A 14,904-nucleotide genomic window follows, 5' to 3' on the forward strand; every position below is an offset into this window, starting at 1 on the left:
ATGCTGATCGGCGGCGCCGTCGCCCTCCTCGGCGTCAGCGGTGCCCTCGTCTCCCTCCTGCCCCCGCAGTCGGCCCCGATGACGGAGGTCGCCGCTCTGCCTGTCGATTTCTCGTGCGCCCGGGTGCCCGAGCAGCTGACGCTCGGGGTGGTGGTCTCGCTCAGCTCGGCTCCGGGCGAGGGCGCGGAGTGGAAGGACGCGGCGAACGGCGCCGTCGTCGCCGCGCACCGGTCAGCGATGGGCGGCTGCGAGATCGGTCTCGTCGCCGTCGACGACCACGGGACGCCCGAGGGTGCCCGCGCCGCCGTCGAGGAGCTGACGGGCCAGGGCGTGTCCGGCCTCGTCCTCGCGACCCACGGCGCCCACACCGCTGCAGCCGTGGACGCCGCTCGGGCCGCGGGGACAGCGACCGTCCTCCCCTACGGAGGCGGCCCCGACCTGCCCGGTGACGGCGTCTGGTCCCTCGGACCCGACACCGCCTCGGCCGACGCAGCACTCGTGGAGGAGGCCGGCGGAGGCGCCCGGGTACTCCTCGTCGACACCGGTGGAGGCACCCCGACCGGTCTCTCGCCCGCCGCGACGGTGACCGCCGATCCGGGCGCCACCGCGGACGTGATCATCACCGCCGCCCGCCCGCACCTCGAGGGCGAGCAGGCGGTCGAGCGCGTCGTCGTGTCCGGCCCCGCCGCGGCGCAGGCGACGGCGGTCGCCGCTCTGCAGGCGGCGGGGGCGTCCGTCCCGATCCTGCTCACGCCCGACGCGCTGAGCCCCGCCTTCGCTCCCGCCCTGGCCGCGGCCGGAGGCACCCTCTCGGGAGATCTGACGACGATCGGCACGGATTCCGGTGACGCGGTCTCCCTCCGCGGCGACGAGCGCGGACGCGCCGCCTCCGCGTTCCTGGGGGCCGTGCGGATGACCGCCGACGATGCCGCGCGGGCGACCCTCCTCGGCGACCGCGCGTTCCGCGATCTCGCCGCGGTCGCGGACGCCCCCAGTCACGACGCCGTCGTGGCGCTGGTGCGAGCCGCGGCCGTCGCAGGCAGCAGGGAACCCGCGGCGGTCGCCGCCGCACTCCGGGGATCCACGATCGGACCGGCGGACGGGCTCGCCGGTCCGCCGCTCGATTTCGGCGCCGCGCACGCTCTGGACGTCCCGGCACTCCCCCTCCACTCCTCGCCGCAGCGCCTCGGCCTGCGGCCCGCCGACCCGCCGCTGCTCTGGTTCGCCGGACAGCCCCGACCGTGAGCCCCCGGTGCGACTCCTCCTCGACCTCGACGGCACCCGTTCCGACATCGACCTCGGCCGCCACCGCGACTCCGCGACACTCGGCGAGCTGATCGCCACCGCAACCGGGCACCGCCTCCCGCCCGGGACGGCCCTCGCCGTCGACACCGCCCTGCACCCTGTGGAGACCCGGCTGGCCGATCTGCTGCTGCTCGAGGGAACGCGGATCGCCCGCTCCCCCCTGCCCCGACCTGCCGCGGCCCGCGGGTGGACGGCCGTGCTGTCGGGCGGTCTCGGCGCGGGAGCCGTGGTCGAGATCCCGCGGGCCCGTGCGCTGATCGTGGGCCGCTCCCCGCACGCCGACGTCGTCCTCGACACGGCGAGCGCCTCCTGGGAGCACTTCTCGGTGACCCGCGAGGGCGACCGCCTGCGGGTGCGCGACGCCGACAGCACCAACGGCACCCTGGTCGACGGCGTCTCCGCGACCGGGGACGGGGTCCTCGTCTCCGACGCCGCGGTCGTGATCGCCGGTGGGGCGGCCCTCCTGCTGCGCCCCGCGCCCGCCGAGCTCCTGGCGCCCGAGCCGGGGAGCGCGGACAACGTCACCGCGACGGCGACCGTGCCCTTCAACCGGCCGCCGCGACCGGGACGTCCGGCGGCCGGCGAGGCGGTCGTCCCGCCGGCCCGCCTCGAGATCGCCTCCGCCACGACCTTCAGCGTGATCACCGTCGCCGCGCCGCTCGTCCTCGCCTTCGCGATGGTCCTCATCATGGGCGATGCGCGCTACGCCCTCTTCGCCGCGCTCAGCCCCGTGGCCGGAGTGGGCATGTGGTTCGAGCAGCGGCACCGGCACGCCCGAGCGACCCGGTCCGAGGAGCAGCGCTACGGAGAGGCGCTGCAGACGCTCCGCGACGACATCGCCCGTTCCGCGCGTGTCGAACGGGCCCGCCTCGAGGAGGACGCGCCCGACCCGGCGACGATGATCCGCCGGGCGGCGCTGCCCGCCACGTCGCTGTGGCAACGGCGCGCGACCTCCGCCGATGTGCTCCGCCTGCACATCGGCGTCGGCGACGTCCCGTGGTCTCCCCCGCTCGATCAGCGCGGAGTGCCGCGGCTCGAGGAGGAGGTGCGCGCGATCCTCGCGGTGAGCGTCGTCCCGAGCGCGCCGGCATCCATCGATCTCGCGGACTCGGGCGTCGTCGGGATCGTCGGCGACCGCGAGGGCGGCCTCGCTCTGGCGAGGAGTCTGCTCTGCCAGGCGGCGGTCCACTGCGGTCCGGCCGACCTGGCGATCGGGGTGTTCTGCGACCGGCGACGCGACTCCGACTGGAGCTGGGCCTCCTGGCTCCCCCACACGCGTCTGCCCGGGGGCGGACGCCGACTCTCCGACCGGCGCGACCGCAGCTCCCAGCTCCTCCGCGCCCTCCGCGACGAGGACTCGCCGCGCGTGCTCCTGGTGCTCGACTCGGACGTGCTGACCGAGGGACGCGTCGCTCCGGCGCGCGAGCTCCTCGGACTCGGTCGCGGTGACCGCGAGGCGGCGACCCGGATCTCCGGCCTCGTGCTCGCGGCTTCGGAGGAGCAGCTCCCCGCCTCCTGCACGGTCGTCGTCCGGGTCGGAGCGGACGCCTCGGCGGTCCTCTCCCGGCCCGACGAGCGGATCACCGTCGAGGACGTGGTGCTCGCCGGTCTCGCCTCCTCCACGGCCGAGCGCTGTGCCCGCGACCTGGCGCGCTTCGAGGACCCGGAGCTCGTCACCGCGGGGGCGGCCCTCCCCGCGCTCGTGCGGCTGCCGCCGCTCCTGGGCGCCGATCGTCCGACCGCCGCGGACGTCCGGGGGTGGTGGTCGAGCGCCCGGGGCGTGCGCGCGCCCGTCGGCTCGTCCGAGCACGGTCCGCTCGTGCTCGATCTCGTCGCCGACGGCCCGCACGGCCTCGTCGGCGGCACCACGGGCTCGGGCAAGAGCGAGTTCCTGCGCTCCTTCGTAGCCGGCCTCGCGGCCTGGAACGATCCGACGCGCCTCACCTTCGTGCTCATCGACTTCAAGGGGGGTGCAGCGTTCGCGTCCTGCGAGCGGCTCCCGCACACGATCGGCACCATCAGCAACCTCGACGCCCAGCTCGCCGACCGCGCGCTGCGCTCGCTCGAGGCCGAGATGCGGCGTCGTCAGCGGCTCTTCGCCGCCGCCGGCGAGGGTGTCGACGACCTCGACGCGTACTGGGCCACCTCGCCGCCGGAGCCGATGCCGCGGCTCCTGCTCGTCGTCGACGAGTTCGCCGTTCTCGCGAAGGAGCATCCCGACGTCCTGACGTCCCTCGTGAGCGTCGCCGCGGTCGGCCGGACGCTCGGCGTGCACATGATCCTCGCCACCCAGCGTCCGGCCGGAGTGGTGAACGACGACATCCTCGCCAACACCAACCTCCGCGTCGCCCTCCGGGTGCAGAGCCGGGACGACTCCGTCGACGTGATCGGAGTCGCGAGCGCGGCCGGGATCTCCCGCTCCCAGACCGGCCGGGCGTACGTGAAGCGGGGCCAGAACGACATCTCGCCCGTCCAGACGGCGCTGGTCACCGGTCGCGCGGAGGCGGCGGCCGTCGAGGCGATCGAGGTCCGCCCGGTCGGACCCACGGGCGTCCCCGTCGAGGGCCCCTCCCCGGTCGCCGCCGACGAGACGGCCCCGACCGATCTCGACCTCCTGATCGACGCGGTGGTCGAGGCGGACGCCGCTTCGGGCTTCGGCCCTCCCCGCCCGATCTGGCCGGAGCCGCTCGAGGACACCGTGGCCCTCAGCGGGTTCGGCGCGGAGGAGTCCGACCTCGGCCGCGTCGTCGGCGACGTCCTCTACATCGCACTCTCGGACGACCCCGACCGGCAGCGCCGGTCGCCGACCGGCTGGGACCTGAGCGAGGGGAACCTGCTCCTCATCGGCATCCCCGGCAGCGGCACCAGCTCGGTGCTCGCGTCGATCGCACTGACGGCCGCCCGCCACTTCCCTTCGGACGAGCTCGACCTCTACGTCCTCGATGCCGGTTCCCGCGACTCCGCCCCGCTCGCGCGACTCCCGCACACCGTCTCGTACGCCGGAGCAGGTGGCGGATCCCACGAGAAGCAGACCCGGTTCCTCCGTCACCTGCGCGACGAGGTGCGCCGGCGCCGAGCATCGCCCGGGGGCCACCGTCGTGCGCTGGTGCTCATCGACGGTCTCGCGACTCTGAAGGACGAGTTCCAGGACTGGGAGGGCCTGGCTCTGATGGAGGCGTTCAGCCGCGCCTACGCCGACGGACCGCAGCTCGGCCTGCACTTCGCGGTGACGAGCACCCGGGCGAGGGCGATCCACTCGGTGATGGAGGAGGTCACGACGCAGAAGTGGCTGTTCCGCCTCGCCGACCCGCAGGACTACGCCGCCGCCGGGGTGAAGCCGGTGCAGGCGCCGGCAGCGGTGCCGGGGCGCTGCGTTCTCACCTCGTCGCTCCTGCAGACGCAGGTCGCGACTCCGAGGGCCGGTCTCGACGACGCGATCGCCGAGCTCGCGGCCGCCTGGCCGGATGCGCGCGGCAGGACGAGCACGGTCGGCACGCTTCCCGACAGGGTCGCCGTGAGCGCACTCGGGATCGAGGCCCGCTTCGATCGCGAGCCGTGGCTGCTCCCGATCGGCCTCGGCGAGTCGGACCTCGCCCCGCTGGCGTTCCAGGTCTTCGAGGGCGAGCACGTTGTCATCGCCGGACCCGCCCGATCGGGCAAGTCGACCGTGCTGCTCGCCCTGGCCGAGGCGGCGCGGGCCGCCGGCTCGGTCGCCGTCTGGGGAGTGTGCGATCGACGCTCCCCGCTGAGGGGCGCGGACCTCGACCGACTCGCCGTGGGCGCGGAGGAGCTCCGCACCCTCCTCGCGTCGCTGTCGACGGAGGAGGGCCCCGTGCTGCTCCTCCTCGACGACGCCGAGCGCTGGGACGACACAGACCAGGCGCTGATGAGGCTGGTCTCGTCGGGTCGCCCGGGACTCTGCGTCGTGCTGGCCGGCCGGTCGAGCGAGCTCCGCAGCCATTTCGGGAACTGGACGAAGAAGGCGGCGGCCTCCCGCTCCGTGCTGCTGCTCCAGCCCGACGTCGACAACGACGGCACTCTCCTCGGCGCGCAGATCCCGCGGCGCTTCCCCGTCCCGCCCACGGTGGGCCGGGGCTTCGTCAGCCTCGACGGCGAGATCCACTTCGTGCAGTCGGTCTCGCCGACGCCGGCGGACGGCGGCTGATCAGCGCCCTCGGGCGGGTGATCGCGCCTCCGCCACCGAGTCGGTCGGCGCGTCCTCCTCGAGAGTGCTCCGATCACTCCGAGACGCACCGATGGAGGTGCGCGGAGGAAGGAGCGCGGAGACGACGAGCACGTCCCGCCCCCGCTCGCCGGAGCACGCAGGGGCGGGACGGCCGGTCAGCTCCCTCCGCCGGCGGCGAAGATGTTCTGCGAGATCGTCGCCAGCTGGCTGCGCAGCTCCTCGAGCTCCTGCTTGGCCTTCTCGAGGGCCGACTTCGTCTCCGGCCAGGTCGACGAGCGGAACTGCGAGGCCAGCGGACCGTCCCAGACATTCGGATCGGACAGTGTCCGCCCCTGTGCGTCGAGCCGGCTGATCTGATCGGCGAGGCCGCCGTTGACGATCGACTGGATCTGCTGGATCGCGGACTTCGCCTCGTCGGTCGAGAGAACACGTGACATGGATCACACCTTTCTACCCCTGCGGACGGGACCGTCCCGCCCGCCCCCACTCCACCGTCGTTTCATGAGGATGTCTCGTCATGGTGGGAGGCGGGACCGCGCAGATGGCGCGTGTGGCGTCGACGGCTCGACACTGGCGCGAGAGGTCGCCTCACTCGCGAGTGGTGATAGCGAAGGGACTGCTCGAGAGGTCCGAGAACGCGCCCACTCGGGCGCGCAGCTCGCAGGACGGAGTCACCGTGAGGGCGGTCACCGTCAGCCCGTCGGACGACACGGCGACCGCGCCGCCGCAGCCGTCGCTGAACCGCACGCCCGCCACTCCGCCCGCGATCGCGTCGAGCATGCTGCTCGCCGGCGCGGACGACGGCGTCGCGAGCAGGGGGTTCACGGGGTCGGCCCCGCTCGGCCAGACCGGCACCAGCGTCACCGGCAGCGGGGTCCGGCCGACCGTCCGCGCGGGAGTCTCGATCCGCACATCCCGCAGCCGCTGCACGGGATACGCCGTCCCGGTGACCGCAGGGTCGGCCACGGCCTGTGCCGTCGCAGACGCGGCCGCCGCCAGCCACCCGTCCAGGGCGCTCTGCTCGGCCACCGCGATCGGCACGGTCGCCGTGACGTCGACGATCCCCTGCGCCGGGACGTGCAGGTCCGTCAGGCTCCAACCGCAGCCGACCCCGACTCCGGTGACGCTCGGCCGGTTGCGCACCGCCGTCACTCCGGACCAGCTGGCCGCGGGGCACGCCGCCGCGGCGTCCGGGCCCGGCAGCACCTCGAGGAAGGACCCCGAGAGGGGCGCGCTCTGGGCGGAGTAGGAGATCTCGACGACCACGGCCCGTCGCTCCGCGTCCCAGGTGGCCGATCGCGTCACTCCGAGGCCCGTCGGCAGCGGCCGGTCCTGCTGCCGGGCCGACAGGTCGGCATACGGTGCCGAGGCTGGTGCTCCGCCGCGCGGCTGGACGGCGAGGAGCACCGCCCCGATGAGCAGGACGCCGGCGCCGACGGCGGCGAGGATCATCCGCAGACGTCCGCCGCGCCCCCGCCGAGCTGGAGCCTCGAACGGCCGTTCCGCCAGGCGCAGCTCGCGGCGCGGCACCGGGCGGAGCACGGTCGCCTGCGACGACGGGCCGAGCTCGGGAGCGGGCCCCTCCTCCACCGGCTCCGACGACATCTCCACCGCCATCCCGCGGAGGACCGTGCCCGGGCGCTCGGCCTCCTCGAACTCCGCCACGCCCGCCGCGAGCGGCAGCGCCAGCAGCCCGGCCAGCGGCGGGGAGAGGCGTCGCAGGATCCCCGCCGCCTCCGCAGCCGTCGGCCGCGACGCCGGATCCTTCGCGAGCATCCGGTCCAGGAGCGACGCGAGCCGCGGCGGCAGATCCAGCGGCGGCGGGAGCATCGCGACGTGCCGGTAGGCGACCGCGACGTCGGCGCCGGGGCCCGCGAACGGGGTCCGGCCGCACAGCAGCTCGTAGAGCAGGATCCCCGTCGAGTAGACGTCGCTCGGCGGGCCGGCTGCTCCGGTGGCGAGCATCTCGGGCGAGAGGTACTCCGGCGTCCCGATGACACCCGTCGTCGCGCGCGGCCCCTCGGCGACCACGTGAGCGATGCCGAAGTCGGAGACGCGGACGGCGGAGCCCGCATCGTCCGCACCCTCCGCGAGCAGGACGTTGTCGGGCTTCACGTCCCGGTGGACCGTGCCGATCGCATGCGCGGCGGCGAGAGCGTCGAGGATCGAGGCCGCCACGGGCAGCGCATCGACCGCCGGGAGGGTGCCCTCGTCGCTCAGCAGCTCCCGCAGCGATCCGCCGCCGACGAGCTCCATCACGATCCCGAGCGTCTCCCCCTCCACGACGAGGTCGAGCACCTCCACGACGTGCGGGTGCCGCAGACGGGTGAGCACCGACCTCTCACGGACGAAGCGCTCGACCAGGCCCGCGTCGTGCACGTGCTCACCGCGGAGGAGCTTCGCCGCGCGGTCCGGCCCCTGCGCGTCGGCGACGCGCCACACCTCGCCCGCGGCGCCCGAGCCGATCCGCTCGAGCAGGCGGTAGCGCGCCCCCAGCGGATCCCCGGCACTCCTCGCCATGCCGCCTCCTGATCCGAGCTTCCGTCATCTTCGAGAGGAAGCGTAGCGGAGACCGCTCGGGCGGATCAGCGGTGGCGCATCGGCCGGGTCAGAACCCCTCGTTGGCGCGCGGTGCGTAGTCGGCGCCCAGCGCCTCCAGCTCGTCGGCGGTCAGCTCCACGTCCAGCGACGCGACCGCGTCGTCGAGGTGGTGGAGCTTCGTGGCTCCGACGATCGGAGCGGTGACCGCCTCCTGCTGCCGGACCCAGGCGAGCGCCACCCGCGCACGGGGCACGCCGCGCTGCTCGGCGATGCGCGCGACGGTCGCGACGGTCCGCCGGTCGGCCTCCTCCTGCTGGCGGTAGAGGGTGCCGCCGAAGACGTCGGTCTCGGTGCGCGCCGTGGTCTCGTCCCAGTCGCGGGTGAGCCGGCCCCGGGCGAGCGGCGACCACGGGATCACGCCGACTCCCTGGTCGACGCAGAAGGGGTGCAGCTCGCGCTCGTCCTCGCGCTGGATCAGGTTGTACTGGTCCTGCATCGAGACGAACCGCGTCCAGCCATTCAGATCCGCGGTGTACTGCGCCTTCGCGAACTGCCACGCCCACATGCTCGAGGCGCCGATGTAGCGCGCCCTGCCCGAGCGGACGACGTCGTGGAGCGTCTCCATCGTCTCCTCGATGGGCGTCTCGGGGTCCCAGCGGTGGATCTGGTAGAGGTCGACGTAGTCCGTGCCGAGACGCCGGAGGCTGTCGTCGATCGCACTGAGGATGTGCCGCCGCGAGAGGCCGCCGCCGTTGGAGCCGGGGCGCATCCGCCCGTGGACCTTCGTGGCGATCACGACCTCCTCGCGGACCGCGAAGTCCGCGAGCGCCCGGCCGACGAACTCCTCGCTCGTGCCGTCGGAGTAGACGTCCGCCGTGTCGAACGTGGTGATGCCGAGCTCCAGCGCCCGCCGGAGGAAGGTCCGCGACTCCTCCTCGCCCATGCTCCAGCCGTGGGCCCCGCGGTCGGGAGCGCCGAAGCTCATGCAGCCGAGGACGATCGAGGAGATCTGCAGGCCGCTGGAGCCGAGTCGGGTGGAGTCCATGCGCGTCGCTTCCGTGTCGAGGAGGGGGTCCCTCCAGCGTCGCACCCGCGAGCGGCGGCGCGCCAGCCGTCCGGCTACACGGCCGGATCGCGACGAGTGGCGGCGACCACGCTCGGGAGGAACAGCGCGACGACGGCCACCACGGCCGGCGCCAGCAGCGCCCAGCCGATGTCGGGCACGGCGTACTGGCCCTGGAAGGCGCCGAGCGCCACGGCCATCATCACCAGCTGGATCGTCAGCGCCGACGCGCGCATCCAGCCTCGCCGTCGCGCGGCGCCGAGCGTCGTCGCGGCAGCCCAGCACACGGCGATCAGCGCGAGGACGACGATGGCGATCCCTCCGCCGACCGTGTCGGCCCGGGTCGTCAGCAGCTCGAGCACGAGCCATGCCGCGACCGCGGCGACGGCGAGCGTCTCGAGGGCCAGGACCACGATCAGCACCACCAGACCGAGCGGCCGGGAGGTGGTCGGGCGGGGTCCGCGGGACCCGTTCGCATCAGCGGTCACAGGCACATCCCATCCAGGACTCTTGATTCGGGCTCATCCCCGTGACAGGCTAGTCCAGTTCGTTTCACCGCTCACAGGGTCGTGGGTTTCCGCCGATGTGAACATCCGATCCCGCCGCGCCGTCAGGCACGGGGGCGAGCCGGATGACCAGCACTGGAGCCGGGTGGCCGACGCAGTGCTCGCGCATCGCGTCGAGTGCACCGGCAAGAACCGAGCGTTCTCCCGTCCACCACCCCGATCCACCCCGCGCTCCAGCACGGGGCCTCGTGGCGTGCGCCGGTGAGGGCGCGGAGGTCGAGTACTGGTCGGGATCGTCGGCGTGGATCGATCATCCCACCCGAACACTGCGTGGTTCCTCCACGCACGCCTTCACACAAGGAGCACCCGCATGGACTGGCGCGACAAGGCCGCTTGCCTCACCGCAGACCCCGAGCTTTTCTTCCCGGTCGGCAACACCGGCCCGGCCGTGGACCAGATCGAGAAGGCGAAGTCGGTGTGCGCACGCTGCACCGTCACCGAGGTCTGCCTCCAGTACGCCCTCGAGACCGGCCAGGACTCGGGCGTGTGGGGCGGCCTCAGCGAGGACGAGCGTCGCGCCCTGAAGCGCCGCGCCGCCCGCGCACGCCGCGCCTCCTAGGCGCACGAGCCGCTCGGCGGCACGAACGACCCCGACCCCCGTCGCCTCTCGGCAGCGGGGGTCGCGTCGTCTCCGGCTTCAGGAGCGGGCGCGCTCCAGCCACCGCAGCGGCACCTCGATGGTGACCTCGGTGCCGCGCCCGACCAGCGTGTGCCAGTCGATGGTGCCGCCGAGCTCGCCCTGGATGAGCGTGCGCACGATCTGCGTGCCCAGGCCCGATCCGACCTTGCCCTCCGGCAGCCCGACGCCCGTATCGCGCACCTTCACCGTGAGCTCGTCGTCGCTGCGCGAGGCGACGATCTCCACGTCGCCCTCCCGTCCGGCCAGGCCGTGCTCGACGGCGTTGGTGACCAGCTCGGTCAGGGCGAGGGCGAGCGGAGTCGCGTACTCGCTGGGCAGGTTGCCGAAGCTCCCCGTCAGCTTCGGGTGCACCGTGGTGTTGTGGGTCGAGGCGACCTCGGCGATCAGCAGCAGCACTCGGTCGAAGACCGCGTCGAAGTCGACGTTCTGGTTCAGCCCCTCCGAGAGCGTGTCGTGCACGACCGCGATGGCGGCGACGCGGCGCATCGCCTGCGTGAGCGCCTCCCGGGCGAGGTCGGAGTGGGTGCGCCTGGCCTGGATCCGCAGCAGCGAGGCCACGGTCTGCAGGTTGTTCTTCACGCGGTGGTGGATCTCGCGGATCGTCGCGTCCTTGGTGATGAGCTCCCGCTCCTGGTGGCGCAGCTCCGTCACGTCGCGGCACAGGACGACGGCCCCGACCCGCTCGCCGCGGTCGCGGATCGGGATCGCGCGCAGCGACACCGTCACTCCGCGGGCCTCGATGTCGGTGCGCCACGGCGCCCGGCCGGTCACGACCAGCGGGAGCGACTCGTCGATGACGACCTTCCCCGCGATCAGCTTCGTGGTGACCTCGGCGAGCGACTCCCCCTCGAGCTCGTCGGCGAAGCCGATGCGGTTGAACGCCGAGAGGGCGTTGGGGCTCGCGAACGTGGTGACGCCGTCGACGTCCAGGCGGATCAGTCCGTCGGACGCGCGCGGCGCCCCGCGACGAGGACCGGTCGGCGCGCCCAGATCGGGGAAGTCGCCCGAGGCGATCATCGAGAAGAGGTCGTTCGCGCAGTCGTTGAACGTCAGCTCCTGCCGGCTCGGCGTGCGCGTCTCGCTGAGGTTGGTGTGGCGCGTGACGACCGCGATGGGGCGGTCCGTCGTGCCGCCGTCGGAGGCGCCCAGGCGGCGCAGGACGGGCACCGCGCGCACGCGGGTGGGCGTCTCCTCGAACCAGTCCGGGGCGGAGGTGTCGACGATCCGCGCGGTCTCGAACGCCTCGACGACCTGGGCGCGCCACTCCGACTTGATCCTCTGCCCGACGAAGTCGCGGTAGAAGAGCGTCGCCGCGCTGCTGGGGCGCGCGTGGGCGACGGCGACGAAGCTGGCGTCGGCCGTGGGCACCCAGAGCACGATGTCGGCGAAGGCCAGGTCGGCGAGCAGCTGCAGGTCGCCGACGAGCAGGTGCAGCCATTCGACGTCCGCTTCGTCGGATCGGCCGTGGGAGAGGACGAGGTCACTGAGGGTCGACACCCGACAAGCCTAGGGCGCGGCCGGGCGGTGCACGCCGGGCTCGCTGTCCACAGCTCGGGACGGCCGACGATTATCCACAGTCTGCGCCTCTGCACTCCATGAGCATCCCTCGACCGCTTCGATGAGGTCGTCCTCGCGTGCCGACCCAGCGCGCCCCGCCCGTCGAGCAGAGAGGTGACCCGGACCCGTGAACAGCTCGTCCTGCCCCAGGAGATCGCCGCATGAGCCTTCCCCTCCACGCCTTCGACTACCGCACCCTCCCCCTCGACCCCGAGGCGGCCGTGGAGCGGCTCACCCTCGCGGAGTTCTTCGCCCCGCAGCCTGCGACCCGGGCGGAGCTGCCCGACCCGGAGCCCCTGCTCGCCCGGCTCACGCACCTCGTGATCGAGATCCTCGAGGGCTCGCGCGAGATCGACCAGATCGCGCGGTGGCTGAGCGACGAGGTCTACCACCACCTGCAGAAGCGGGTCGTGCTCGCGGCTCGCGCCCGCAGCCTGCGGAAGCGGACGGCGCAGCGCGTCCCGTTCACGGTCGGACGGGTGATCGTCACGGAGCCGCGGGACGGTGTCGTCGAGGGAGTCGTGCTGGTGCATCACCGCGCACGGAGCCGGGCCGTCGCGATCCGGCTCGAAGGCACGGACGCGCGCTGGCGTGCCACCGCGATCAACGTGCTGTGAGGAGCGGGTCAGCGCTCCCGGGCGGCCGCACCGGCCGGGAGCACGATCTCCACTCCCCTGTCGCGCAGGGCCTCCTCGAGCTCCGGGGGCGGCGGGGCGTCGGTGACGAGATAATCCGCGCGACCGAGCTCCGCGACCTGGGCGAAGAGCTTCCGGCCGAACTTGGTCTGATCGGCGAGGATCGCGACGCGCTCGCAGCGGGCGATCATCTCGCTCATCATCACCCCCTCCGCGAAGTTGCTGGTCGAGTAGCCGGTCTCGGCGGAGACGGCACCGACGGAGATGAGGCCGATGTCGCAGTGCAGATCGACCGCGGAGCCGGACTCCGAGAAGGCGAAGGCCACGGGCCCCACGGTCGACTGACCGCCCAGCCGCACGGCACCGCCGAAGACGAAGAGGTCGCGGCAGACCTTCGAGCCGATCTCGGCGGGGATGCGCAGATTGTTGGTCGCGATCGTCAGCTCGCGGTGGTCGTTCAGGTGGCGGGCGACAGCCAACGAGGTCGTGCCGGCGTTGAGCATCACGACGGCGCCGTTCTCGATCAGTCCCGCACCGAGCGCGCCGATCCGCTCCTTCGCGCCGCGTTGCAGTCCGAGCCGCACGTCGAGGCGCTTCTCGGTGGCCGGCATCACGGAGAGGGAGACCGCGCCGCCGTGGGTGCGGACGAGGTAGCCGTCGGCGTCGAGCTGGTCGAGATCGCGCCGGACCGTGTCCGCCGAGACGGCGAAGCGGCGGGCGAGAGCGGCCACCGTCACCTCCCCCGCCTCGGCCACGTAAGCCGCCAGATCGGCCTTGCGCCCTGCGGGGAGGCGCAGCGGAGCGTCGTTCGCGGACGGGGTGCGCTCGGTGACGGACATGGGGGCTTTCTAACACCGAGCCGCACGAACCTGCAACTCGACCGCCGGAAACCGCAGCGGTTCCGCATCGCTAGCCGCCGAATGTCGCACATTGCAGCAGTTTCCTGCCGTATCTTGCAGTCAAGTGCACGTGGAGCTACATTCACAGAACACAAGCGCACAAAGGCGCATACAACAGCAGAACACTGCAGAGTCGCAGAGGAGTCTCATGAGCAAGGGTGCTCGGATTAGAAGAGCCGTCGTCATCACCGTGAGCGCGGCGTTCGCCGCGACGATGGTCACCGGCTGCAGCCAGGGCGGGGGATCCTCCGACGCCGGAGGAGACGTCACTCTCGAATTCGCGCAGTGGTGGGAGCCGGAGCTCCCGGACGGCGCGCTCCGCGGACTGATGGACGACTTCGAGAAGGCCAATCCCGGCATCACCGTCGACCTCCTGAGCGGGCCGTACGCGTCCACCAAGGAGCAGCTCTTCGCCGGAGCGGCCGCCGGGACGATGTCCGACGTGGTCGGGCTCGACGGCGCGTGGATCAGCGACTTCGCGAAGCAGGGCGCGCTGGCCGACCTGGGCCCGCTCCTCTCCGACGCGGGCTTCGACGAGAGCCAGCTGTCATCGAAGGTCGTCGTCGACGACAAGACCGCGATGGTGCCGGTCGTCAACTTCGTCTACCCGCTCTTCACCAACGACGCGCTCCTCGCGGAGGCCGGCGTCACCGCTCCGCCCTCGACCCGCAGCGAGTTCGAGTCCGCGGCGAAGGCGATCACCGCTCTCGGCGACAACACGAGCGGCTGGGTCCTCCCCCTCTCCAGCGACGCTCCGAACGGCATCCAGAACGACGTCATGTCATGGGTGTGGGCGTCCGGCGGCAGCATGCTGAAGGACGGCGCTCCTGACCTGACCAACGACGACGTCACCAGCGCGATCGACTACATCGCCCAGCTGAACGAGGACGGCGTCATCGCGCCCGGGGCAGCGACGATGAAGGAGCAGGACAAGGTCGAGGAGTTCACGAACGGCCGTGTCGGCATGATGATCGACTCGCTCTCGCACATCGAGTCGATCCGCGAGTCCAACCCCGATCTGACGTTCAGCATCTCGGCCATCCCGGCCGAGGACGGCTTCAGCGGCGAGCGCGGCATCCCCTACGCCTCCTGGGGTCTGGGCGTCTCCGCCGCGAGCGAGCACCCGGCCGAGGCCGCGAAGCTCGTCTCGTTCCTGATGAGCTCCGAGACCAACTCGACCCTCTCCACCCTCGCGAACGCGTTCCCCGGCAACACGACGTCGACGCCGGACTTCTCGCAGAGCGACGACCTCTACAAGCAGGCCTTCGACATCTACTCGGCGGGCTACCCGGCGAACGAGTTCGTCGGGCTCCCGGTCGCCGAGCAGCTGATGCGCGAGTTCGACGAGCAGCTGCAGGGCGCCCTCACCGGCGACCAGTCGGTCGACGACGCCCTGGAGAAGGCACAGGAAGCCTGGCTCGGGGAGTTCTGACCTCTGTGACCCCCTCCCTCCCCACCGCGCCGCGGGGCGTCTCCCCCGCGGCGCGGTGGGGAGGGAGGGGGTCACAGAGG

The 14,904-nt window shown here is 72.9% G+C and carries 11 protein-coding genes; 5 read left to right on the forward strand and 6 right to left on the reverse strand.

What is annotated here, in order from left to right:
• Both C5C59_RS14015 and C5C59_RS14020 read left to right on the forward strand, forming a co-directional pair.
• Positions 1-1,245 carry an ABC transporter substrate-binding protein gene (locus C5C59_RS14015; RefSeq protein WP_181134911.1) on the forward strand — a complete coding sequence of 415 codons (1,245 nt, stop codon included), beginning with the start codon at positions 1-3 and terminating at the stop codon, positions 1,243-1,245.
• 7 nt (positions 1,246-1,252) lie between these two features.
• Positions 1,253-5,470: an FtsK/SpoIIIE domain-containing protein gene (locus C5C59_RS14020; RefSeq protein ID WP_104239356.1), complete on the forward strand. Its 4,218-nt coding sequence runs from the start codon at positions 1,253-1,255 to the stop codon at positions 5,468-5,470.
• 176 nt (positions 5,471-5,646) lie between these two features.
• Here the strand turns inward: C5C59_RS14020 and C5C59_RS14025 are convergent, their stop codons facing one another.
• From C5C59_RS14025 to C5C59_RS14040, 4 genes are all read right to left on the reverse strand, one after another.
• On the reverse strand, positions 5,647-5,928 hold the full coding sequence (locus C5C59_RS14025) for a pyrophosphorylase (RefSeq protein WP_104224124.1): 282 nt from the start codon (positions 5,926-5,928) through the stop codon (positions 5,647-5,649).
• A gap of 151 nt (positions 5,929-6,079) precedes the next feature.
• A complete protein-coding gene (locus C5C59_RS14030) occupies positions 6,080-8,011 on the reverse strand; it encodes a serine/threonine-protein kinase (RefSeq protein WP_104239355.1) in 1,932 nt (643 codons plus the stop codon).
• Between the two features lie 88 nt (positions 8,012-8,099).
• Positions 8,100-9,077, reverse strand: a complete 978-nt coding sequence (locus C5C59_RS14035) for an aldo/keto reductase (protein WP_104239354.1) — start codon at positions 9,075-9,077, stop codon at positions 8,100-8,102.
• A gap of 74 nt (positions 9,078-9,151) precedes the next feature.
• Positions 9,152-9,583 (reverse strand): hypothetical protein, encoded by a 432-nt coding sequence (locus C5C59_RS14040; protein WP_104239353.1) that lies wholly within the window; start codon positions 9,581-9,583, stop codon positions 9,152-9,154.
• A gap of 388 nt (positions 9,584-9,971) precedes the next feature.
• On the opposite strand from C5C59_RS14040, the gene C5C59_RS14045 reads away from it, so the two are divergent.
• On the forward strand, positions 9,972-10,220 hold the full coding sequence (locus C5C59_RS14045; protein ID WP_055788231.1) for a WhiB family transcriptional regulator: 249 nt from the start codon (positions 9,972-9,974) through the stop codon (positions 10,218-10,220).
• Between the two features lie 78 nt (positions 10,221-10,298).
• On the opposite strand, the gene C5C59_RS14050 is transcribed toward C5C59_RS14045, so the two are convergent.
• Positions 10,299-11,798 (reverse strand): sensor histidine kinase, encoded by a 1,500-nt coding sequence (locus C5C59_RS14050; RefSeq protein ID WP_104239352.1) that lies wholly within the window; start codon positions 11,796-11,798, stop codon positions 10,299-10,301.
• Between the two features lie 221 nt (positions 11,799-12,019).
• Between C5C59_RS14050 and C5C59_RS14055 the strand changes: the two genes are divergently transcribed.
• Positions 12,020-12,475: an Rv3235 family protein gene (locus C5C59_RS14055; RefSeq protein ID WP_219812326.1), complete on the forward strand. Its 456-nt coding sequence runs from the start codon at positions 12,020-12,022 to the stop codon at positions 12,473-12,475.
• An 8-nt stretch (positions 12,476-12,483) separates the two neighbouring features.
• Here the strand turns inward: C5C59_RS14055 and C5C59_RS14060 are convergent, their stop codons facing one another.
• Positions 12,484-13,332, reverse strand: a complete 849-nt coding sequence (locus tag C5C59_RS14060; protein WP_104239351.1) for a DeoR/GlpR family DNA-binding transcription regulator — start codon at positions 13,330-13,332, stop codon at positions 12,484-12,486.
• Positions 13,333-13,540: 208 nt separating this feature from the next.
• On the opposite strand from C5C59_RS14060, the gene C5C59_RS14065 reads away from it, so the two are divergent.
• On the forward strand, positions 13,541-14,824 hold the full coding sequence (locus C5C59_RS14065) for a sugar ABC transporter substrate-binding protein (RefSeq protein ID WP_104239350.1): 1,284 nt from the start codon (positions 13,541-13,543) through the stop codon (positions 14,822-14,824).
• The last annotated feature ends 80 nt before the right edge of the window (positions 14,825-14,904 follow it).

The sequence above is a fragment of the Rathayibacter sp. AY1F4 genome, from assembly GCF_002931775.1.
GTDB lineage: Bacteria > Actinomycetota > Actinomycetes > Actinomycetales > Microbacteriaceae > Rathayibacter.